This is a genomic window from Dactylosporangium sp. NPDC050688 (genome assembly GCF_040654515.1).
In the GTDB taxonomy this organism is placed as follows: domain Bacteria; phylum Actinomycetota; class Actinomycetes; order Mycobacteriales; family Micromonosporaceae; genus Dactylosporangium.
The window spans coordinates 25,646-45,687 of record NZ_JBFAIC010000051.1 but is presented as its reverse complement, the minus strand read 5'-3'; the positions used below and the strand labels follow the sequence as shown (position 1 = coordinate 45,687).

The window sequence follows — 20,042 nt, the reverse complement described above, 5'->3', positions numbered from 1 at the left end:
CTCAGGCCTCCCATCCGAACGCCCGCGCGTAGCGCACGTCGCCCTCAACCATGTCCCGCATGTCGGCGGCCGCGTTGCGGAACATCAGCGCCCGCTCGATGCCCATGCCGAACGCGAAGCCGGAGTATTCGTCGGGGTCGATGCCGCAGGCGCGCAGCACCCGCGGGTTGACCATGCCGCAGCCGCCCCACTCGACCCAGCGCGCGCCGTCGCGGTGGTGCGGGAACCACATGTCGATCTCGGCGCCCGGCTCGACGAACGGGAAGTACGACGGCCGCAGCCGGGTCTCCGTGCCCGGGCCGAACAGGCCCTTGACGAAGTGGTCGAGGGTGCCCTTGAGGTGCGCCATCGTGATGCCCTTGTCGATCACGAGGCCCTCGACCTGGTGGAACACCGGGGTGTGGGTCGCGTCGAGCTCGTCGGTGCGGTACACCCGGCCGGGGCACACGATGTAGATCGGCGGTGTGCGGGTCGTCATCGTGCGGGCCTGCACCGGGGAGGTGTGGGTGCGCAGCACGATCCGCGAGTCGGCATCCTTCCCGGAATCTTTGTCCGAGCCGGACGCGGCGACGAAGAACGTGTCCATCATCGAGCGCGCCGGGTGGTCCGGATGCATGTTGAGCGCGTCGAAGTTGTACCACTCCCACTCGACTTCGGGGCCTTCGGCGATCTCGTAGCCCATGCCGACGAACAGATCGCCGACCCGGTCCATGATCGCGGTCAGCGGGTGCTGGGCGCCGCGGGGGCGGCGGCCGGTCGGGAGGGTGACGTCGACGGTCTCCTCGACCAGGACGCGCTCCTCCCGTTCGGCGGTGAGAGCGGCGAGCCGGGCGTCGTACGCCGCCTGCACGGCGACGCGGGCCTCGTTGACGCGTTTGCCGGCGTCTGCCTTCGCCGCCGGTGGCAGCGAGCCGATCTCGCGCCGGGCGAGGGAGATCGGGGCGCGGTCGCCGAGATGCTGCGACTTGAGCGCCGCGAGGGCGTCGAGGTCACTCGCGCCGGCGAACGCCTTGTCGGCGGTGGCGACGGCGTCGTCCAGGGCGTCCTGGGCGAGCAGCATCGCCTGCTTCGGGTCGTACGGATCATTGCGGTAGGTCATCGGACTCTTCCCACGCGAGTTCTGGCCCGCATCACAGGCCCCGGACAGTGTAGAGAAGGCGCCCGCCGGCCGTGGGAAGGTGTCAGGAGGTGCGACGTCCTGTCCGCCCACCGTCACCGGCGGGCCGCATAAACAGGTCCGTGCTCACATCGGCTCCTTCAACGCTTTCGCTGAAGCGTACAGGCAGACCGCGGCGGCCGCAGCCAGGTTCAGGCTCTCCGCGCCGCCGAGGATGGGCACCCGCACCCGGGCGTCGGCCTGCGCCTTCAGGGCGCCGGGCAGGCCGTGCGCCTCGGATCCGAACAGCCACGCGGTCGGCCGGGCCAGGTCGGGCAGCTCGAAGAGGTCCGCCTCGCCGTACCCGTCCGCGGCGAGCACCCGCAGGCCGGCGGCCCGCAGGGCGGCGACGGCGGCCGACGCGTCGCGGGCGCGGACCACGTCGACGTGGAACAGGCTGCCGGCGGAGGCGCGCACGGCCTTGCCGTTGTACGGGTCGACGCTGTCGCCGGCGAACACGACCGCGGTCGCGCCGGCGGCGTCGGCGGTGCGCAGCACGGTGCCGGCGTTGCCGGGGTCGCGGATGTCGGCGCACACCGCCACCAGGCGGGGCGCCTTGCGCAGCGCGTCGCCGAGCGGCACGTCGCGCTGGGCGCAGACGGCGACCAGGCCCTGCGGCTGGACGGTCTCGGCGAGCGCGGCCAAGGCGTCGTCGTCGACCTGGCTGGCCCTGCCGGCCCCGCTGCCGGCCCGGGCGACAAGGTCACCGTGGCGGGCAAGGCCGTCGGCGGTGAAGAACAGCTCGGCGACGGCGCCGGCGGCGAGCGCCTCGCGGACGGCCTGCGGGCCCTCGGCGAGGAAGCGGCCGGTCTCGTCGCGGTCGCGGCGGCGCTGCAGGCGCCGGGCAGCGACAACCCGGGGGGTCCGCGTGGTGAAGACCGCCCCGGGTTGCGGGTTGTCAGGCTGCGGCAACGGCCGTCTTCGCCACCTGGACCAGGCCGCTGAACGCCTTCGCGTCGCTGACCGCCAGCTCGGCAAGGATCTTGCGGTCGACCTCGACGCCGGCCAGGCGCAGGCCCTGGATCAGCCGGTTGTAGGTCAGGCCGTTCGCGCGGGCGGCGGCGTTGATCCGGGTGATCCACAGCTGGCGGAAGTCACCCTTGCGGTCGCGCCGGTCGCGGTAGGCGTACTGCATCGAGTGCAGCACCTGCTCCTTGGCCTTGCGGTACAGCCGCGAACGCTGCCCGCGGTAGCCGCTGGCGGTTTCCAGGACGGTGCGGCGCTTCTTCTGGGCATTCACTGCCCGCTTCACGCGTGCCACGGTTCGTTACTCCTCATGCGAGACCGGCCCTTCGTCGTGCGGGCCGGTCGGAAAAGTCCAGGAAAGGGGGGCAGTTGAGGCCGCGTGTTACAGGCCGAGCATCTTCTTGACGCGCTGGGTCTCGGTCTTGGCCAGCTCGACAGTGCCGCTGAGCCGGCGGGTCCGCTTGCTGGGCTTGACCTCGAGCAGGTGACGCTTGCCGGCCGGCTCCGCGAGGATCTTGCCGCGACCGGTGATCTTGACCCGCTTCTTCATGCCCGAGTGCGGTTTGAACTTCGGCATGGCTGATGTTGCCCTTCCATGTGCGGCACGCCAGAGCCGGCACCCTCCCCGACGGATCGGCTGGAGGGTGCCGTGGCGCACCGGCGCACAGGCCGGGACGCCGCTGTGCGGGTCCCGCCCGCACGACGCGGTCGTTGTGATTGGTGCGTGCTTACCGGATGGTGCTGGTGGTGCGTTATCCCTGGTCGGCGGTGACAACCTCGGGCAGGACGGCTGTTTCGCCCTCCGGCGCGGGGGTTTCCTCCGTGCGACCCTCACGGGACGCGGTCGCCGCGGCCTTCACGTTGCGGTGCGGCGCGAGGACCATGATCATGTTGCGGCCATCCTGCTTCGCGGAGGCCTCGACGAAGCCCAGCTCCGAGATTTCCTCCGAGAGCTTGCGCAGCAGCCTGAACCCCAGCTCCGGGCGGCTCTGCTCGCGGCCACGGAACATGATCGTTACCTTGACCTTGTCGCCCGCCTTCAGGAACCGCATGACGTGACCCTTTTTGGTCTCGTAGTCGTGCGGGTCGATCTTCGGGCGGAGCTTCATCTCCTTGATGACGGTCTGCTGCTGGTTACGCCGGGCTTCCCGGGCCTTGAGCGCGCTCTCGTACTTGAACTTGCCGAAGTCCATGAGCTTGCAGACGGGCGGGCGTGCCATGGGCGCAACTTCGACCAGGTCCAGGTCCACGTCGGCGGCCAGCTGGAGTGCGCGCTCGAGCGGGACGATGCCCACCTGCTCACCCTCCGGGCCGACCAGCCGGACCTCACGTGCCCGGATCTGCTCGTTGACGCGTGGCTCGACGCTGATGTGGCCTCCTCGATCGGTGCTGTCTGGTGTGCCGACCGAAGCGGAAAAGCCCCCGATGCGCAGCGCGCATACGAGGGCCCACTCGACCACACCGTCCCCGGCGAGGGGGCCGTGCGGCCAGACCGGACCCGGCTGCCCTGAGCTGCACGGGTGGGAGCGATGAACTCCGCTTCGAACACGCCACGGATGCGGCGTGCGGTCGACTCCAGCTACTCTACCACGCTGCCGGACAGCGACGCCGTGTGCAGGGCCCGCAGGCCACGGGCCGCCTTGACGGCGTAGTCCTTGTCGGCCATCTGCACCGCCATCACCGCGACCCGCTCGTCGTCGTGCAGGTCGAGGGTCAGCCACGGGGTGCCACGGCCGAACGTGACGGCCCTCACCGCGTCCCACGGCAGGTCGTAGGAGCCGATGATGTTGCGCACCCGCACCCCGGTCTCGTCGGCCTCGACCTTGGGCCGGGTCATCATCAGGATGCCGAGCGCGGCGCAGATGCCGAGCCCGATCATGGCGGCCTGGTCGCCGCGCTGGAAGTAGCCCGGGCCGTCGCCGGTCTTGCCGTGCAGCCCCATCGCGATGAGCGTGAAGACCACGACGACGACGGCCGCGAGGACGTATGCGATGACCCTGGCGCGCCGCGGGCGGGCGAGAACGGTGCTGCTCACCGCTCCAGTCTCCCACCCGCCCCGCGGGACGCTACAGGCGGCAGGCGTGGATGCCGGTCACGAGGATGGCGCGGGCGCCCACCTCGTACAGCTCGTCCATGATCCGGTGCACCTCGTCGCGCTGCACCATGGCCTGCACGGCGACCCAGCCCTCGCGGTGCAGCGGCGACACCGTCGGCGACTCGATGCCCGGCGTCAGCGCCACCGCCGCGTCCAGCGCGTCGGCCCGCACGTCGTAGGCGAGCATCACGTACCGCCGGGCCACGAGGACCCCCTGCAGCCGCCGCAGCAGCTGCTTGGCGGCGGGCGCGAGGTCGGCGGCGCCGCTGCGGCGCACCAGGACCGACGAGGACCTGAGGATCGGCTCGCCGAAGGTCTCCAGCCCGGCCTGACGCAGGGTGGCGCCGGTCTCCACGACGTCGGCGATGACGTCGGCGACGCCGAGGCGGATCGCGTTCTCCACGGCGCCGTCGAGCCGGATGACCTCGGCGGTGACGCCGCGCTCGGTGAACCAGCGCTGCATGACCCCCGGGTACGCGGTGGCGACCCGCAGCCCGGTCAGGTCGGCGGGGCCGTCGCCCTTGATCGAGCCGGCCGCCGCGGCGAAGCGGAACGTGGCCCGCCCGAACCCGAGGTCGAGCAGCTCCTCGGCGCCGCTGTCGGCGTCGATGAGCAGGTCCCGGCCGGTGATGCCGAGGTCCAGGTCGCCGGAGCCGACGTAGGTGGCGATGTCACGGGGGCGCAGGTAGAAGAACTCGACGTCGTTGGCCTCGTCGCGGCAGAGCAGGTCCTTGGGGTCGGAGCGCTGCCGGTACCCGGCCTCCTGCAGCATCTGGGCGGCGGGACCGGACAGGGTCCCCTTGTTGGGCACGGCGATTCTGAGCACGGTGCACGGCCTTTCGGAAAAAGTGCGGGGTTGTCTGCGGGGACGCGGCTACCGGCTCACAGATGTCGGTAGACGTCCTCCAGCGACAGCCCGGTCGCGAGCATCAGGCACTGCACCTGGTACAGCAGCTGCGACAGCTCCTCGGCGGTGCGCTCGGCGCCCTCGTGCTCGGCGGCCATCCAGCTCTCGGCGGCCTCTTCGACGACCTTCTTGCCGATGAAGTGGACGCCCTTCTCCAGCGCGGCGACCGTCCCCGAGCCGGGGGTGCCCGCGGCGGCCTTGGCGGTCAGCTCGGCGAACAACGCGTCAAAGGTCTTCACGGGCACGAATTCTCGCAGGCCCGGGGCCGAAACGGGAATCGCGATCACGACAGGCGTGTCCTGCCTCACCCGACGCTGAACTCGTGGTCGTCCACCCCTTGGACGCTGCCGTCAGCAGGTGAGACGAAGAACGCCTCCACGGTGTACCGGCCGGGCGGCAGCGCCAGCGGCACCCGCGCCTCGCCGACCGCCGGCGCGCCCACCGACAGCTGCACGACCTGCTCGACCACGACCGCCCCGCCGGTGCCGCGGACCCGCAGCTGCACGGTGCCCTCGAACACGATCCCGGCCAGGTGCACCGTGAACGCCTTGCCGACCACCTGGCCCTGCTGCGGGTCGATCACCCACACGGGGGCGTAGATCTCCGACGGCGGCGCCTGCTTCACCGGCCGGCTGGTGTCCACCGCGCCCCAGAGCTTCGCCACGGGCGCGCCGTCGACCGTGATCCGCACCCCGTCGACGCGCTTCACCGACGTGTACGTGGCCGCCGCGGCGACCGTCGACACCAGCTGCTGCACGGCGAGGGCGGGCGTCCCGGCCCGCGGCGCCGGGCCGACGTCGGCGAGGTCCACGGTCACGGTCCGGCCGTCCACGGTGACGCCGCGCACGCTCACCGAGTCCGGCCACAGCGACCGGTAGTCGGGGTCGGCGGCGCTGCCGGCGCGCAGCGCCTCCCCGACCGAGGCGGCGATGCGGTGCTCGTCGTCGTCGACGGGGAGCGTCAGGTCGTGGAACTCGCGGACCAACCGGTCGTTGCGGGCGTAGTACACCGGCAGCTGCACCCGCACGGGCTCCCCCGGCACCACCGGGCCCGCCGTGGTGGCCGGCGCCGAAGGCTCGGCCGGGTCCTGCGTCGAGGACACCGCCGGCCCCCGCCCCGCCGGGCCGTCCTGCGGCACCCGGTCCGGCACGAACACCACGACGGCGAGCGCGATGACGGCCGCGACCGCCGCGGCGGCGGCGATGACGGCCCAGCCGCCGCGCCGCTGCTGCTGGATGCGGCCCCGGATGCGGGGCAGCGCGTCCGGCGCCGCCTCGACCGTGTCGACCTGGGCGCGCAGCGCGGCACGCAGCCGGTCCTCCGGCGACATCCTCATGGGGCCAGCTCCAGACTCTCCCGCAGGGCGGCCATGCCCCGCGCGGCGTGGCTCTTCACGGAGCCCTTGCTCACGCCCATCGCGTCGGCGATCTCCGCCTCGGACAGCTCGCCGTAGTACCGCAGCACGATCGCCTCCCGCTGCCGCGCCGGTAACCGGCGGACCGCCTCCAGGACCTCCCGGTGCCGCAGCAGCGCCAGGGCCCCGGTCTCGGCGCTGGCCACCGTCGGCTCGTCGGCGAGCCGCCGCGCCGCGACGTACCGGTCGGCGACCCCGCGGTGCCGCAGCGCCGACCGGGAGCCGTTGACCACGCTGGTGCGCAGGTAGGCGAGGGCCTTGTCCGCGTCACGCAGGCGCCACCAGCGGCGGTGCAGCGCCACGTACGCGTCCTGCACCACGTCCTCGGCGGCCGCCTCGTCGTGCAACAGCAGCACCGCGAGGCGCACCAGCCCGCGGTAGTGCGCCGAGAACAGCGCCGTCACCGCGTCGTCGGCGTCCCAGCCGCGCGCGTCGTCCCGGGAGGGCTCCGCCAGCACCGCCCTACCGTCCCATGGCGTGGTCCCCACGTCGGCCGTCACGCACGTACGACGCGCGGAGCCGCCCGGAGGTTTACCGCTATCACCCGAAAGGCGAACTGCGCCCGCTCTGGATACCCTGGGCCGGTGGAAACCGTGCCGAAGTACACCGACGAAGAGTGGGGGCTCCTGGTGGGCCTGCCGCAGTCCGTGCTGATCGCCGCCTCGCAGGCCGAGCAGGACGGCGCCCGCCGCACCCGCGAGGAGTGGACGGCCGGCATGACCGCCATCGCCGACGGCCGCGACTCCGCCAGCGACCTGGTCCGCTCGGTCGCCACCGACGTGGTGGCGCGGCAGGGCGACATCGAGGAGGGCGAGGAGCCGCCGGTCATCGAGTTCGCCGACCGGGCCGCCGGGCTCGCCGACGTCATCGCCCGCGCCAGGGCCGCCCACGAGCTGCTGGCCGCGAAGGCCTCCGCCGCGGACGCCGAGTCCTACCGCTACTGGCTGATCACGCTCGCCGACCAGGTCGTCAGCGCCGCGAAGTCGGGCGACGTCCTCGGCTTCGGCGGGGAGCTGGTCACCCCGGCCGAGCGTGCCTTCCGCGACGAGCTCGCCGCCGTCCTGGAGGTCTGAGCCGCGTCACGACCCCGGTCACCGTGGTGACCGGGGTCGTCGTCTGCCGGGGCCGGCCGGCGCGCGGTCGGGACTTGGCGCGCGGTCAGGACTTGGCGACCAGCCGCAGCGCGTGGGCGGCGTCCAGGGCGGCGAGGGTCGCCGAGTAGCCCTTGTCCTCCGGCGAGCCGGGCAGCCCCGCCCGGGCGCGGGCCTGGTCGAGGTTGTCGACCGTCAGCACGCCGTGCGCGACGGGGGTCGACTCGTCCAGGGCGACCCGGGTCAGCCCGTCGGTGACCGACTGGCAGACGTAGTCGAAGTGGGCCGTGTCGCCGCGGACCACGACGCCGAGGGCGACCACGGCGTCGAAGCGGTGCGCGAGGGCCTGCGCGAGGACCGGCAGCTCGACCGCGCCGTCGACGCGGGCGACGGTGATGTGGTCGACGCCGGCGGCCTCGCCGGCCTCGATCGCCCGGTTGAGCATGTGGTCGACGAGCTCGGCGTGCCACCGGGTGGCGACGATGCCGAGGGTAAGTCCGGTGCCGTCCACCCGCTGCAGGACGGGTGCTCCACTACCAGCCATTACGCAAGTCCTTCCGAGACCTCGTCCAGCTCGTCCAGCAGGTGCCCCATGCGGTCCCGTTTGGTGCGCAGGTAGCGCACGTTCTCCGGGTGCGGCCGGGTCGGCAGGGGCACCCTACCGAGCACGGAAAGACCGTACCCCTCCAGACCCGCGCGTTTGGCCGGGTTGTTGGTCAACAGGCGCATCGTCTTGATGCCGAGGTCGACGAGGATCTGCGCGCCGGTGCCGTAGTCGCGGGCGTCGGCGGGCAGGCCCAGGTCGAGGTTGGCGTCGACGGTGTCCCGGCCGAGGTCCTGCAGCTGGTACGCCTGCAGCTTGTGCATCAGGCCGATGCCGCGGCCCTCGTGCCCGCGCATGTAGAGCACGACCCCGCGGCCCTCGGCGGCGACCATCTTCATGGACGCGTGCAGCTGCGGGCCGCAGTCGCAGCGCACCGAGGCGAACACGTCGCCGGTGAGGCACTCGGAGTGGACCCGGACCAGCACGTCCTCGCCGTCGTCGAGGTCGCCGTAGACGAGGGCGATGTGCTCGCCGCCGTCGAAGTGGGTGGTGTAGCCGACGGCCCGGAACACGCCGTGCTCGGTCGGCAGGCGGGTCTCGACGACCCGCTCGATCTGCTTCTCGGTGTGCCGCCGGTACGCGATGAGGTCGGCGATACTGATCAGGGCCAGGTCGTGCTGCGCGGCGAACGCCCGCAGGTCGGGCAGGCGCATCATGGTGCCGTCGTCGTTGACCATCTCGCACAGCACGCCGGCGGGGCTCAGCCCGGCGAGGGTGGCCAGGTCGACGGCCGCCTCGGTGTGCCCGGCGCGGCGCAGCACCCCGCCGTCCTTGGCCCGCAGCGGCACGATGTGCCCGGGGCGGGACAGGTCGGTGGGCTTGGTGTCGGCCGAGGAGAGCAGCCGGATCGTGCGGGCCCGGTCGGCGGCGGAGATGCCGGTGGTGCCGCCGAAGCGGGCGTCGACCGTCACCGTGTACGCGGTGCCGCGGCGGTCCTGGTTCGTGCGGTACATCGGCGGCAGGTCGAGCCGGTCGGCCTCGGCCTCGGTGATCGGCACGCAGATGTAGCCGGACGTGTAGCGGACCATGAAGGCGACGAGCTCCGGGGTGGCGTGCTCGGCGGCGAAGATGAGGTCGCCCTCGTTCTCGCGGTCCTCGTCGTCCACGACGATGACGGCCTTGCCGGCGGCCATGTCCTTGACGGCGCGCTCGATCGAGTCGAGGCCCGTGACCGGGGCGCCCATCACTCGCCGCCCTTGGCGAGCAGCTTCTCGACGTACTTGGCCATGATGTCGACCTCCAGGTTGACCTGCTCACCGACGCCCTTGGCGCCGAGGGTGGTGAGCTTGAGCGTGGTCGGGATGAGCCCGACCGAGAACGTGTCGCCGGTGACCGCGGTGACGGTCAGCGAGATCCCGTCGACGGTGATGGAGCCCTTCTCCACGACGTAGCGGGCCAGTTGCGGCGGCAGCGAGAACGTGACGGTCTCCCACTGGTCGCCGGGCTCGCGGGACAGCACCGCGCCGACCCCGTCGACGTGGCCCTGCACGATGTGGCCGCCGAGGCGGGTGGCCATGGTCGCGGCGCGCTCCAGGTTGACCGCGGACCCGGCGGTGAGCCCGCCGAGCGTGGAACGGTCCAGCGACTCACCCATCACGTCGGCGGTGAAGACGCCGTCGGCGTTGTCCACGACGGTGAGACAGACGCCGTTGACGCTGATGGAGTCGCCGTGCGCGGCGTCGGAGGTCACGGTCGCGCCGCGGATCGACAGCCGCGCCGAGTTGCCGAGCCGGTCGATGGCCACGACCGTGCCGAGCTCTTCGATGATGCCGGTGAACACTGGTCACGCACCTTTCACTGTTGCCGTCAGGCGCACGTCGGGCCCGACCATGGCGAGGTCGACAACGTCGAGCGTCAATGCTTCGGCGATGGTGGAAATTCCCGCGGCGCCGAGCGCGGCCGGGCCGGCGCCGAGCAGCTTCGGGGCGAGGTAGGCCACGACCCGGTCGACGAGGCCCTCGGCGAGGAACGCCCCGGCGAGCGTCGGGCCGCCTTCCAGCAGCGCCGTGCGGACGCCCTGGTCGTACAGGTGGCGCAGCATGCCGGGCAGGTCGACCCGGCCGCCGCCGGGTGCGGTGGCGATCCAGGTCGCCGCGGCCCCGTCGAGCACGTTGGCGCCGGGTGGCGTGCGGCCGGCGCCGTCGACCACGACCCGCAGCGGCTGGCGGGCGGCGGGGCCGTCGGGGGTGCGCACGGTCAGGTGCGGGTCGTCGGCCAGGACGGTGCCGATGCCGGCGATCACCGCGTCGACGCCGGCGCGGATGCGATGCACGTCGGCCCGCGCCTCGGGCGAGGTGATCCACTGGCTGGTGCCGTCGGCGGCGGCGGAGCGCCCGTCGAGCGTCGCGGCGAACTTCCAGATCACGTAGGGCGTGCCCCGCCCGACCGCGGTCAGCCAGCCGATCATGGCGGCGCGGGCGGCGTCGCGCAGGACGCCCTCCTCGACCCCGATCCCGGACGCCCGCAGCGTCTCCAGGCCGCCGGCCGCGACCGGGTTCGGGTCGCGCACGGCGACGACGACCCGGGCCACCCCGGCCGCGATGAGGGCCTGCGTGCAGGGGCCGGTGCGGCCGGTGTGGTCGCACGGTTCGAGCGTGACGTAAGCGGTGGCCCCCCGGGCCCGCTCGCCGGCCTCGGCAAGGGCGCTGACCTCGGCGTGCGGCCCGCCGGCGGGCGCGGTGCGGCCCTCGCCGGCGACGGTGCCGTCCGGCGCCACCAGGACGCAGCCGACGTTGGGGTTGGGGCTGGTCTCGCCGAGGCTGTGCAGCGACAGCTGCACGGCGCGGCGCATGTGCGGCTCGTGCGTGGCGTCTGCGTCCATGGCCTCTCCGCGCGGTCGGGTCACACGCGGGGGGCTGACGGGGACAGCTGCGGGCGGTGCCGGAAGGCGCGTACGCGCAGGCCGGCCCCGGGGTGACCGCCGGAGCGGACACCGGATCCCGCGCGCTGAGCTCCCATCCGGACTGTGACCGTCGGCTCTGGACTCACACCAGATCCACCGGTCGACGGCTTCGACCGGGTCGCGGGCTCGCGGCGTGGTGCCGCTTACCGCCGGTTCGGAATTTCACCGAGCCCCGCCAGCGCGTGGTGGGTACGTAACCTGAGTCTTGCACATGAACGCGCCCGGCGGACCGGTCCTTACCGAGGGACGTATGTCACAGGTGCACGGCACTGCGGCGGTCGACCGCCACGTAGTTGCCGTTGTGCTTCTTGGCCACCGACTTCATGTCGGTCGCGATGGAGATGACCTCGCGCGGGTCGGTGAGCTGGCCGGTGGCGCCGGTCTGCCCGATCGCCACCCCGATCGACAGGGTGACCAGGTTGGCCTGCTGGACCTCGCCGTTGCGCTGGACGACCTCGACGAAGCCGCGCTCGGCGTCGGCCGGGTCGTAGAGGGCGTCGGAGGCCGCCTGGAACTCCAGGATCGCCTTCGTGTGCAGCGGCTTGAGCTGCTCGGGGCTGCACACGACGAGGAAGTCGTCGCCGCCGATGTGGCCGAGGAACGCCGGTGGCAGTCCGACCTCGACCACGGCGCGGTGCAGCGCCCGGGCGAGCGCGGTGATGAACTCGTCGCCGCGGGCGAAGCCGTACACGTCGTTGACGGCCTTGAACCGGTCGATGTCGACGTGCGAGACGGCGTAGTCGGCGCCGGCCCGCGCCCGGTCGGTGATCTCGCGCAGGATCCGGCTGTTGCCGGGCAGGCCGGTCAGCGGCGACACCTCGCGGTTCTCCTGGTTGCGCCGCAGCGTGGAGCGGACCCGCGCGACGAGCTCCAGCGTGTCGAACGGCTTGACCAGGTAGTCGTCGGCGCCGGCCTGCAGCCCGATGACCTTGTCGGCGGTCTGGCCGCGGGCGGTGAGCAGGATGACCGGGATCGGCGCGGTCATCGGGTCGGCCCGCAGCCGCCGGGTCAGCTCCAGCCCGTCCAGCTGCGGCATCATCCAGTCGACGACGGCGAGGGCGGGCATGTGCTCCTCGACGAGCTGCAGCGCGGTCGCGCCGTCGTGGGCGAGCAGCACCCGGTAGCCCTCGAGCTTGAGGTTGACCTCGATGAACCGGGCGATGTCGACATCGTCGTCGACGACGAGGATGGTGTCTGGCTCGCCCATCGCCTGCCTCAGCTGGTCGCTACGGCACGGAGCCTGCGCACCGCGGCGGCCGGGTCGTCGGCGCCGAAGACGGCGGTGCCCGCCACGAACGTGTCGGCACCCGCTTCGGCGCAGGCCGCGATTGTATCTTCGGCCACCCCGCCGTCAACTTCAATGCGCAGCTCGAGGTGGCCGGTGTCGACGTGCCGCCGCGCCGTGCGGACCTTCTCCAGCAGCTCCGGGATGAACGCCTGCCCGCCGAAGCCCGCCTTGATCGTCATGATGAGCAGCAGGTCGAAGTGCGGCAGCAGCTCCAGGTAGCCCTCGACCGGCGTGTCGCGGTCGATGGCGAGACCGGCCCGGCTGCCCGCGGCCCGCAGGTCCTTCGCGATCGCGGCCGGGTCGGTGGCCGCCTCCGCGTGGAACGTGACGTTGTAGGCGCCGGCCTCCGCGTACTGCGGGGCCCACCGCGCCGGGTCGGCGATCATCAGGTGGCAGTCGAACGGCAGGGTCGTCGCCTTGCGCAGGCTCTGCACCACCGGCAGGCCGATCGTCAGGTTCGGCACGAAGTGGTAGTCCATGACGTCCACGTGCAGCCAGTCGGCGCTGCCCTCCACCGCCGCGGCGGACTCGGCGAGCCGGGCGAAGTCGGCGGCGAGGATGGACGGCGCGATCACGGTGTTGCTCACGGTCCGACTCTAGGCGACGGTGTGGCTCCGGTGCGGTATGGGGGACAATCGGCGGATGGCTGATGTCGTCGATGTGATCGTCGTCGATCACGTCCGGTTCGAGGCGCTGCTGCGGGCGCTGCGCGACCGGTCCCGGCCCGACCTGGCGCAGCACCGCCGGCGCACCCTCGGCGAGCTGGCCGACCTGCTGGTCGCGCACGCCACCGCGGAGGAGTCCGAGGTGTACCCGAAGCTGCGCGAGCTGACCGGCGCCGGCTACCACGTCGAGCACGGCGAGGACGAGCACCTCGACGGCCACCGGCGGCTGCTGGCCCTGCTGGACGTGCCGGACGTGACATCGCCCGCGTTCGACCGGGCGGTGGGGAAGCTGGCGAACGCGCTGTACCACCACCTGGACGAGGAGGAGCGCACGCTGCTCAACGACGCCCTCGCCCTGGACCCGGCGACCCGGCGGGCGCTCGGGGACGCGTGGGTCGCCGAGCGGGACCGGCTGATCGCGGCGTCGTGCGGCTCCCGGGCCGCGGTGGCGGCGCTGCTCTCATGATCCTGAATGGTTCTGGTAGCCAGGGCCACCGGAACCATTCAGGATCATGGGGCGGTCAGCCGGCGCGGCGGAGCAGGGCGAGGAACATCGCGTCCGTGCCGTGCCGGTGCGGCCACAGCTGCACCGTCGGCCCCGTGCCCAGGTCCGGCAGCGACGCCGGCAGGCACGGCCGGGCGTCGAGCAGGTCCATGTCGACCGTGGAGCGCCGCGCCGCCTCCGTCACCGACACCTCGGTCTCGGCCTGGTGCGGCGAGCAGGTGACGTAGGCGACCACCCCGCCCGGCCGCACCGCCCGGAACGCGGCCTGCAGCAGCTCCCGCTGCAGGCGGGTCAGCGGCGGCAGGTCCGACGGCTGGCGGCGCCAGCGGGCCTCGGGGCGGCGGCGCAGCGCGCCCAGGCCGGTGCACGGCGCGTCGACGAGGACCCGGTCGAACCCGCCCTCCGGCAGGTCGGCGTCCTTGCCGACGTCGCGCCCGTCGGCGCGGATGGTGTACACGGGCAGCCCCTCGGTGGCCCGGGCGACCAGCTCGGCGCGGTGCTGGGCGACCTCGACCGCGGTCACGTGCGCGTCGCGGGTGCGGGCGAGCGCGCCGAGCAGCCCGGCCTTGCCACCGGGGCCCGCGCACAGGTCGAGCCAGCGCTCGTCGCGCCCGTCCAGCGGCGCGGCGGCGAGGGCGGCGGCGACCAGCTGGCTGCCCTCGTCCTGCACGTGGGCGCGGCCGTCGCGGATGGCGGCGATGCCGGAGGGGTCCCCGCCGCCGGCGAGCACCACCGCGTACGGCGAGTATCGCCCGACGGCCGCCCCGGGCAGCGACGCGGCGAACGCCGCCGGGTCGAGCAGGCCGGGCCGGGCGCACAGGTGCACGGGCGGGGCGAGGTTGTCCGCGTCGAGCGCGAGCTCGGCCTCCTCCAGGGAGCCGAGCGCGTCGGTGAACGCCCGCACGACCCACTGCGGGTGCGCGTGCACGAGGGCGGCGCGCTCGTACGGGTCGGCGGGCGCGAGCCGCTCCAGCCACGCCGAGCGGTCGGACTCCGCGACGCGGCGCAGGACGGCGTTGGCGAACCCGGCGGCGCCGGGCACCAGCGACCGGACCAGGTCGACGGTGGTCGCCACCGCCGCGTGCGCCCCGACGCGCATGTTGAGCAGCTGGTACGCCCCGATGCGCAGCGCGTCGCGCACGGGCGGGTCGATGCGCTCGACGGCCCGGTCGGCGGCCACCGCGACGATGGCGTCGAGGGTGCCGGTCTGGCGCAGCGTGCCGTAGGTCAGCTCGGTCGCGAAGGCGGCGTCGCGGCCGGTGACCCCGGTCTCGCGCAGCAGCCGCGGCAGCACCAGGTTGGCGTACGCGTCGTCGCGGTGCACCGCGGCGACGGCCTCGTAGGCGGCCTCGCGGGCCGGGTCGATGGCGGGCCGCCCGCCGCGCGGCGGGCGCACGAGCCGGTCGTCGCGGGCGCCCGCGGGCCGCGGCCCGGGACCGCGCCGGGGTGATCTCAAGAGGTGACTCCGAGCACGGCGCCGGACTCGAGGCGGGCGCCGCGCGCCCACGCGTCGGCGGGCATGGCCTTCTTGCCGGGGGCGGTGACGGTGCCGAGCACGACCGGGACCGTGCCGGTGCCGACGAGGACCCGGTTGCGCTCGACGGCGACGACGCCGGGGCCGAGGGCCGCGCCGCCGCCGATGACGGAGGCCGCGGTGACGGGGGTGACCGGGCCGAGCTTCAGCCGGTCGCCGCGCAGCGTCGTCCACGCGCCGGGCGCGGGGGTGCAGGCGCGGACCCGCCGGTCGACGGCGAACGCCGGGTCGGCCCAGCGCACCAGCGCGTCCTCGACGGTGAGCTTCGGGGCGGTGGAGACACCCTCGTGCGGCTGCGGCACGGGGCCGACGGTGTGCGCCTCGATGCCGTCGAGGACCTGCACGAGCAGGCCGGCGCCGGCCACGGCGAGCCGGTCGAGCAGGTCGCCGGACGTGTCGCGGGCGCCGACCGGCTCGGTGAGGGTGCCGAACACAGGCCCGGTGTCCAGGCCCTCCTCCAGCAGGAACACGCTGGCGCCGGTCATGTCGTCGCCGTGCAGCACGGCATGCTGGACCGGCGCCGCGCCCCGCCACGCGGGCAGCAGCGAGAAGTGCAGGTTGATCCAGCCGTACCGTGGGATGTCCAACGCGACCCGGGGCACCAGCGCGCCATAGGCGACCACCGGCGCGCAGTCGGGCTCCAGGGCGCGCAGCTGCTCCAGGAACTCCGGCTCGCGGGGCCGCGCCGGGGTCAGCACGGGGATACCCCGCTCCTGCGCCCAGGCGCTGACCGGCGACGGGACCAGCTGCCGGCCGCGGCCCGACGGGGCGTCGGGCCGGGTGACGACCGCGACGAGGTCGTGGGAGGAGGCGGCGATCGCGTCGAGCGCGGGCACCGCCACCGCGGGCGTGCCCGCGAAGACGAGCCTCACCGGCCGAACAGCCCGTGCGGGCTGGTCTTCACGACCGGCGGGGCGTCGGGGTTGTACCACTCGGCGGCGCGGATCTCCTTCATCGCCTGCTTGCGCCGGTCGGCGTCGAGCCGGTCGACGAACAGGACCCCGTCGAGGTGGTCGGTCTCGTGCTGGGCGCAGCGCGCCATCAGCCCGGCGCCGACGATCTGGACCGGGTCGCCGTGCTGGTTGAACCCCTTGGCCACGACGTGCTGGCGGCGCTTGGTGTCCACGTACACCCCCGGGATGGACAGGCAGCCCTCCGGGCCGTCCTGCTCCTCGTCGTCGGGGAACTCGAGCACCGGGTTGACCAGGTGCCCGACGACGTCGTCGACGTCGAAGGTGAACACGCGCAGCCCGACGCCGATCTGCGGCGCGGCGAGGCCGGTGCCGTTCTGCTGGCGCATGGTGTCGAGCAGGTCATTGACCAGCTTGCGCAGCTCCCGGTCGAAGTCGACGACTTCGTCGGCGGGCGTGCGCAGCACCGGGTCGCCGAAAAGGCGGACGGACTGGACGGTCAAACGAGGCACCCCATATCTGGTTCGAGTCACGCAAGTCTAGTGTGGCCCGATGAGCAGCCTCCACCTGCGTGGCACCGTGCTGCCGGAGGGTGACGTCCGCGACATCTGGGTGCTCGGCGACCGGCTCACCTTCCACCGCCCCGCGGGTGACGCGACGACCGTGCACGACGGCGGGTTCATCCTCCCCGGCCTGGTCGACGCGCACGCGCACCTGGGCCACGACCCGGCGACGATGGCGTTCGACCCGGCACTGTTCGAGGCGGCGGCGCTCGCGTACGCGGGTGACGGCACCACCCTGCTGCGGGTCCCCGGGCACCGGGAGCCGATCCCGGCGGCGCTGCGGGCCCGGCCGGACCTGCCGCGCCTGGTCACCGCCGGGCCGTGGCTGGCGTGGGCGGGCCTGGCGGGCCTCGACGACCTGCAGACCGTGCCGGCGGACCTGACCGCCGCCGGGGTCGCCCAGGCCCTCGCCAACGACGGCTGGTGCAAGACGTACGGCGACTGGGAGCACGACCGGGACAAGACGCCGCAGCCGGTACTGCGGGAGCTCTGCGACGCCGTGCACGCCGCCGGCGGGCGGGTCGCGGCGCACTGCCAGACCGCCGAGGGCACCCGCAACGCCGTCCTCGCCGGGGTCGACTCGATCGAGCACGCCTGGTTCCTCACCCCGGACCTGCTCGACGTCCTCGCCGCGCGGGGCGGGGCGGTCACCCCGACCTGGAGCGGGTTCGTGCCGCACGTCGACCTCGTCCGTACCAAGCCGGAGGGGCCGCGCAAGGATTGGTTCCTCGGCGGCGTCGCGAGCCTGCGCACCGCGACCGTCGCGGCGTGGGAGGCCGGGGTGACGGTCCTGGCCGGCACCGACTCCCTCGGCCACGGCGACGTCGTCGCCGAGATCGGGCACCTGGTCGCCGCGGGGCTGCCACCGGCCGCCGCGGTCGGCGCCGCGTGCTGGGACGCCCGGCGGCACCTGGGCTTCCCCGGGCTGGAGGAGGGCGCGCCCGCCGACCTCGTCGCCGTCGGCACCGACCCTAGGGTGTCGCCGCAGGCACTGCGACACCCGTCACTGGTGCTGCTCAGGGGACGCTCAGCAACACGGCGCTAGCCTCCGTGCGTGGCCGCGAAGAAGGAAGCCGTCTCACGTCGTCACCTCCGCTACGCTCCGGCGCCGCCGCGAGCCAACACTGAGCCCATGGTTCGCGGCTCCTCCGCTGCGCTCCGGGCCGTCTCACTGCGTTCCCTGCTGCCGTACCTGCGCGACCACCGCGGCACGCTCGCCGTCGTCGCCGTGCTGTCACTGCTCGGGTCGCTGACCACGCTCGCCCAGCCGCTGCTGACCCGCGACGTGCTGGACGGGCTGCAGGCGACCCGGCCGGTGGGGCGCACCGTCGCGCTGCTGGTCGCGGTCCTCGCCGCGGTCGCCCTGCTCAACGCGCTGCGTGACTACCTGCTGCAGCGCACCGCGGAGGGGCTGGTGCTCACCGCCCGGCGGCGGCTGACCCGGCACCTGCTGCGGCTGCCGATCGCCGAGTACGACCAGCGCCGCACCGGCGACCTGCTGTCCCGGGTCGGCGCCGACACCACGCTGCTGCGGGCCGTCGTCACGTCCGGGCTGTTCGAGACCGTCACCGGCGCCGTCATGGTGGCCGGCGCGGCGGCCGCGATGCTGCTGCTGGACCCGGTGCTGTTCCTCACCGCCGGCGGCGGGCTCGCGCTGGGCATGTCGATCGCGGTGGTGTTCTCCCGCCGGGTGCGGCCCGCCTCGCAGGAGGCCCAGGCCCGCATCGGCGACATGACCAGCGCCGTGGAGCGCGCCCTGACCGCCGCCCGCACGATCCGGGCCAGCAACGCCGAGGAGCGCGAGGCCGCGACCGTCGAGGCCGGCGCGCAGGAGGCGTACCGGGCGGGGGTGCGCATCGCGAAGCTGCAGGCGCTCGTCGGCCCGGCCAGCGTCGCCGCGATCCAGGGCGCGTTCCTGCTGCTGCTCGGCGTCGGCGGCGCCCGCGTCGCGAACGGCACCATTTCCGTCGGTGACCTGGTCGCGTTCGTGCTGTACCTGTTCTTCCTGGTCATGCCGCTCGGTCAGGCCCTGCACGCGTACACGCAGCTGCAGACGGGACTCGGCGCGCTGCAACGCATGCACGACATCCTCGACGTGCCCCTCGAGCAGGACGCGGGCACCGCCGCGGTGACCTCCGGCCCCGTCGCGGTCGCCTTCGACGGGGTCACGTTCACCTATGCGGCCGCCTCCCAGCCGGTGGTCCGTGACGTGTCGTTCTCCGTGGCGTACGGCACCCGCACCGCCCTCGTCGGCCCCTCCGGGGCGGGCAAGTCCACGCTGCTGCAGCTGGTCGAGCGGTTCTACGACGCCACCGCCGGCACCGTCCGGGTCGCCGGCGTCGACGTGCGGGACCTGCCGCGGCAGGTGCTGCGCGCGCAGCTCGGCTACGTCGAGCAGGAGGCCCCGGTGCTCGCCGGCACGCTGCGGGACAACCTGCGCCTGGCCGCGCCCGCCGCCACCGACGCCCAGATGCTGGAGGTCCTCGACGCGGTCAACCTCGCCGACGTCGTCGAGCGCGCCCCCGAAGGCCTCGACGCGCAGGTCGGCGAGGGCGGCGTGCTGCTGTCCGGCGGCGAGCGGCAGCGGCTCGCGATCGCCCGTACCCTCCTCGCCGCGCCCCCGATCCTGCTGCTGGACGAGCCGACCTCCAACCTCGACGCACGCAACGAGGTGGCGTTGCGCCAGGCGATCGACACCGTGGCGCACAATCGGACGATGATCGTCGTCGCGCACCGCCTGTCGACCGTCGTCGACGCGGACCAGATCGTGGTCATGGAGGGCGGCCGGGTCGTCGCCACCGGCCGGCACGCCGACCTGCTGGAGACCAGCGACCTGTACCGGGAGCTCGCCACCAACCAGCTGCTCGTGGCGTGAGGGACCCCGGCGAGGTGTGGGTGGTCGCCGGACCGCCCGGCGCGGGCAAGTCGACCGTCGCGGACCTGCTGATCGGCCTGCTCGACCCGCCCCCGGCCCTGCTGGACAAGGACACCGTCTACGGCGGTTTCGTCGCCGCCACGCTCGCCGCCGCGGGCCGCTCCCCCGGCGAGCGCGAGGGTGTCTGGTACGACGCCAACATCAAACCCCACGAGTACGCCGGCCTGGCCGCCACCGCCCGCGAGATCCGCTCCCGCGGCTGCCCGGTCGTCCTCTCAGGACCGTTCACCGGCCAGATCTCCGACCCGGGGCGCTGGGCGGGGTTCGTCTCGGCCCTCGGCGGCGAACCCGTCCACCTCGTGTGGGTCCGCTCCGACCCGGCGACGCTGCGGGCCCGCCTGCTCGCCCGCGGCTCGCACCGCGACGGGCAGAAGCTGGACCGCTGGGACGACTTCCTCGCCGCGATCCCCCCGGACCGCCCACCCGCCGTCCCCCACCGCGAGATCGACAACCGCGAGGGCGCACCAGATCTCGCAGCTTCGCTACGGAAGCTGCTGCGCTCATGA

Annotated in this window: 24 protein-coding genes and 1 riboswitch; of the genes, 5 read left to right on the top strand and 19 right to left on the bottom strand. The window is 73.7% G+C overall.

Annotation, left to right across the window (positions count from 1 at the left end; genetic code table 11):
- Position 1: 1 nt before the first annotated feature.
- The 10 genes from pheS to AB0H83_RS35960 all read right to left on the bottom strand — a co-directional run bounded on the left by pheS (position 2) and on the right by AB0H83_RS35960 (position 6,996).
- On the bottom strand, positions 2-1,099 hold the full coding sequence (gene pheS / locus AB0H83_RS36005) for a phenylalanine--tRNA ligase subunit alpha (protein WP_360103019.1): 1,098 nt from the start codon (positions 1,097-1,099) through the stop codon (positions 2-4).
- Between the two features lie 144 nt (positions 1,100-1,243).
- The gene (locus AB0H83_RS36000) at positions 1,244-2,068 is read right to left on the bottom strand and encodes an RNA methyltransferase (protein WP_360103017.1); all 825 of its coding nucleotides are present in this window, start codon (positions 2,066-2,068) and stop codon (positions 1,244-1,246) included.
- Positions 2,055-2,417, bottom strand: coding sequence for a 50S ribosomal protein L20 (rplT, locus tag AB0H83_RS35995; protein WP_033356865.1), 363 nt, complete (start codon positions 2,415-2,417; stop codon positions 2,055-2,057). The genes AB0H83_RS36000 and rplT overlap by 14 nt, the downstream gene beginning before the upstream one ends.
- Positions 2,418-2,504: 87 nt before the next feature.
- Positions 2,505-2,699, bottom strand: a complete 195-nt coding sequence (gene rpmI / locus AB0H83_RS35990) for a 50S ribosomal protein L35 (protein ID WP_033356864.1) — start codon at positions 2,697-2,699, stop codon at positions 2,505-2,507.
- A 175-nt stretch (positions 2,700-2,874) separates the two neighbouring features.
- Positions 2,875-3,492: a translation initiation factor IF-3 gene (gene infC / locus AB0H83_RS35985; protein ID WP_360103103.1), complete on the bottom strand. Its 618-nt coding sequence runs from the start codon at positions 3,490-3,492 to the stop codon at positions 2,875-2,877.
- 209 nt (positions 3,493-3,701) lie between these two features.
- Positions 3,702-4,157 (bottom strand): PH domain-containing protein, encoded by a 456-nt coding sequence (locus tag AB0H83_RS35980; protein ID WP_360103015.1) that lies wholly within the window; start codon positions 4,155-4,157, stop codon positions 3,702-3,704.
- 31 nt (positions 4,158-4,188) lie between these two features.
- Complete coding sequence (gene hisG, locus AB0H83_RS35975) at positions 4,189-5,043, bottom strand: ATP phosphoribosyltransferase (RefSeq protein ID WP_360103013.1); 855 nt, start codon at positions 5,041-5,043, stop codon at positions 4,189-4,191.
- A gap of 56 nt (positions 5,044-5,099) precedes the next feature.
- Positions 5,100-5,369: a phosphoribosyl-ATP diphosphatase gene (locus AB0H83_RS35970; RefSeq protein ID WP_313900922.1), complete on the bottom strand. Its 270-nt coding sequence runs from the start codon at positions 5,367-5,369 to the stop codon at positions 5,100-5,102.
- A gap of 59 nt (positions 5,370-5,428) precedes the next feature.
- Positions 5,429-6,460 (bottom strand): Gmad2 immunoglobulin-like domain-containing protein, encoded by a 1,032-nt coding sequence (locus AB0H83_RS35965; protein ID WP_360103011.1) that lies wholly within the window; start codon positions 6,458-6,460, stop codon positions 5,429-5,431.
- The gene (locus tag AB0H83_RS35960) at positions 6,457-6,996 is read right to left on the bottom strand and encodes a SigE family RNA polymerase sigma factor (protein WP_360103009.1); all 540 of its coding nucleotides are present in this window, start codon (positions 6,994-6,996) and stop codon (positions 6,457-6,459) included. The genes AB0H83_RS35965 and AB0H83_RS35960 overlap by 4 nt, the downstream gene beginning before the upstream one ends.
- 126 nt (positions 6,997-7,122) lie before the next feature.
- On the opposite strand from AB0H83_RS35960, the gene AB0H83_RS35955 reads away from it, so the two are divergent.
- Positions 7,123-7,611, top strand: coding sequence for a hypothetical protein (locus AB0H83_RS35955; RefSeq protein WP_360103007.1), 489 nt, complete (start codon positions 7,123-7,125; stop codon positions 7,609-7,611).
- 85 nt (positions 7,612-7,696) lie between these two features.
- Here the strand turns inward: AB0H83_RS35955 and ribH are convergent, their stop codons facing one another.
- The 6 genes from ribH to rpe form a co-directional block, all read right to left on the bottom strand.
- Entirely contained in the window at positions 7,697-8,173 is a 477-nt protein-coding gene (gene ribH, locus AB0H83_RS35950; RefSeq protein ID WP_360103005.1) for a 6,7-dimethyl-8-ribityllumazine synthase, read from the bottom strand.
- Positions 8,173-9,417 (bottom strand): bifunctional 3,4-dihydroxy-2-butanone-4-phosphate synthase/GTP cyclohydrolase II, encoded by a 1,245-nt coding sequence (locus tag AB0H83_RS35945; protein ID WP_360103003.1) that lies wholly within the window; start codon positions 9,415-9,417, stop codon positions 8,173-8,175. The genes ribH and AB0H83_RS35945 overlap by 1 nt, the downstream gene beginning before the upstream one ends.
- Complete coding sequence (locus AB0H83_RS35940; protein ID WP_360103001.1) at positions 9,417-10,013, bottom strand: riboflavin synthase; 597 nt, start codon at positions 10,011-10,013, stop codon at positions 9,417-9,419. Before AB0H83_RS35940 ends, AB0H83_RS35945 begins: the two co-directional genes overlap by 1 nt.
- A 3-nt stretch (positions 10,014-10,016) precedes the next feature.
- Positions 10,017-11,054, bottom strand: coding sequence for a bifunctional diaminohydroxyphosphoribosylaminopyrimidine deaminase/5-amino-6-(5-phosphoribosylamino)uracil reductase RibD (gene ribD, locus AB0H83_RS35935; protein WP_360102999.1), 1,038 nt, complete (start codon positions 11,052-11,054; stop codon positions 10,017-10,019).
- Between the two features lie 120 nt (positions 11,055-11,174).
- Positions 11,175-11,319: riboswitch (FMN riboswitch) on the bottom strand.
- A gap of 69 nt (positions 11,320-11,388) precedes the next feature.
- Positions 11,389-12,342: a response regulator gene (locus AB0H83_RS35930; RefSeq protein WP_033356854.1), complete on the bottom strand. Its 954-nt coding sequence runs from the start codon at positions 12,340-12,342 to the stop codon at positions 11,389-11,391.
- A gap of 8 nt (positions 12,343-12,350) precedes the next feature.
- Positions 12,351-13,010 carry a ribulose-phosphate 3-epimerase gene (gene rpe / locus AB0H83_RS35925; protein ID WP_360102997.1) on the bottom strand — a complete coding sequence of 220 codons (660 nt, stop codon included), beginning with the start codon at positions 13,008-13,010 and terminating at the stop codon, positions 12,351-12,353.
- A 55-nt stretch (positions 13,011-13,065) separates the two neighbouring features.
- On the opposite strand from rpe, the gene AB0H83_RS35920 reads away from it, so the two are divergent.
- Positions 13,066-13,554, top strand: coding sequence for a hemerythrin domain-containing protein (locus tag AB0H83_RS35920; RefSeq protein WP_360102995.1), 489 nt, complete (start codon positions 13,066-13,068; stop codon positions 13,552-13,554).
- Between the two features lie 55 nt (positions 13,555-13,609).
- Here AB0H83_RS35920 and AB0H83_RS35915 read toward each other — a convergent pair whose 3' ends face one another.
- From AB0H83_RS35915 to def, 3 genes are read right to left on the bottom strand one after another with little or no spacing between them, the layout of a single operon-like run.
- The gene (locus AB0H83_RS35915; protein ID WP_360103101.1) at positions 13,610-14,989 is read right to left on the bottom strand and encodes an RsmB/NOP family class I SAM-dependent RNA methyltransferase; all 1,380 of its coding nucleotides are present in this window, start codon (positions 14,987-14,989) and stop codon (positions 13,610-13,612) included.
- A gap of 56 nt (positions 14,990-15,045) precedes the next feature.
- The gene (fmt, locus tag AB0H83_RS35910) at positions 15,046-15,999 is read right to left on the bottom strand and encodes a methionyl-tRNA formyltransferase (RefSeq protein ID WP_360102993.1); all 954 of its coding nucleotides are present in this window, start codon (positions 15,997-15,999) and stop codon (positions 15,046-15,048) included.
- On the bottom strand, positions 15,996-16,541 hold the full coding sequence (gene def / locus AB0H83_RS35905) for a peptide deformylase (protein WP_360102991.1): 546 nt from the start codon (positions 16,539-16,541) through the stop codon (positions 15,996-15,998). The genes fmt and def overlap by 4 nt, the downstream gene beginning before the upstream one ends.
- 49 nt (positions 16,542-16,590) lie before the next feature.
- On the opposite strand from def, the gene AB0H83_RS35900 reads away from it, so the two are divergent.
- The 3 genes from AB0H83_RS35900 to AB0H83_RS35890 all read left to right on the top strand — a co-directional run bounded on the left by AB0H83_RS35900 (position 16,591) and on the right by AB0H83_RS35890 (position 20,042).
- Entirely contained in the window at positions 16,591-17,646 is a 1,056-nt protein-coding gene (locus tag AB0H83_RS35900) for an amidohydrolase family protein (RefSeq protein WP_360102989.1), read from the top strand.
- A gap of 87 nt (positions 17,647-17,733) precedes the next feature.
- Positions 17,734-19,476 carry an ABC transporter ATP-binding protein gene (locus AB0H83_RS35895; RefSeq protein WP_360102987.1) on the top strand — a complete coding sequence of 581 codons (1,743 nt, stop codon included), beginning with the start codon at positions 17,734-17,736 and terminating at the stop codon, positions 19,474-19,476.
- On the top strand, positions 19,473-20,042 hold the full coding sequence (locus AB0H83_RS35890; RefSeq protein WP_360102985.1) for an AAA family ATPase: 570 nt from the start codon (positions 19,473-19,475) through the stop codon (positions 20,040-20,042). The genes AB0H83_RS35895 and AB0H83_RS35890 overlap by 4 nt, the downstream gene beginning before the upstream one ends.

Coding starts and splice junctions, on each gene's coding strand:
- AB0H83_RS35945 (WP_360103003.1), bottom strand. CDS start 9,417: ATGGGCGCCCCGGTCACGGGCCTCGACTCGATCGAGCGCGCCGTCAAG.
- ribD (WP_360102999.1), bottom strand. CDS start 11,054: ATGGACGCAGACGCCACGCACGAGCCGCACATGCGCCGCGCCGTGCAG.
- rpmI (WP_033356864.1), bottom strand. CDS start 2,699: ATGCCGAAGTTCAAACCGCACTCGGGCATGAAGAAGCGGGTCAAGATC.
- AB0H83_RS35895 (WP_360102987.1), top strand. CDS start 17,734: ATGGTTCGCGGCTCCTCCGCTGCGCTCCGGGCCGTCTCACTGCGTTCC.
- AB0H83_RS35920 (WP_360102995.1), top strand. CDS start 13,066: ATGGCTGATGTCGTCGATGTGATCGTCGTCGATCACGTCCGGTTCGAG.
- AB0H83_RS35930 (WP_033356854.1), bottom strand. CDS start 12,342: ATGGGCGAGCCAGACACCATCCTCGTCGTCGACGACGATGTCGACATC.
- ribH (WP_360103005.1), bottom strand. CDS start 8,173: ATGGCTGGTAGTGGAGCACCCGTCCTGCAGCGGGTGGACGGCACCGGA.
- pheS (WP_360103019.1), bottom strand. CDS start 1,099: ATGACCTACCGCAATGATCCGTACGACCCGAAGCAGGCGATGCTGCTC.
- AB0H83_RS35900 (WP_360102989.1), top strand. CDS start 16,591: ATGAGCAGCCTCCACCTGCGTGGCACCGTGCTGCCGGAGGGTGACGTC.
- AB0H83_RS35965 (WP_360103011.1), bottom strand. CDS start 6,460: ATGAGGATGTCGCCGGAGGACCGGCTGCGTGCCGCGCTGCGCGCCCAG.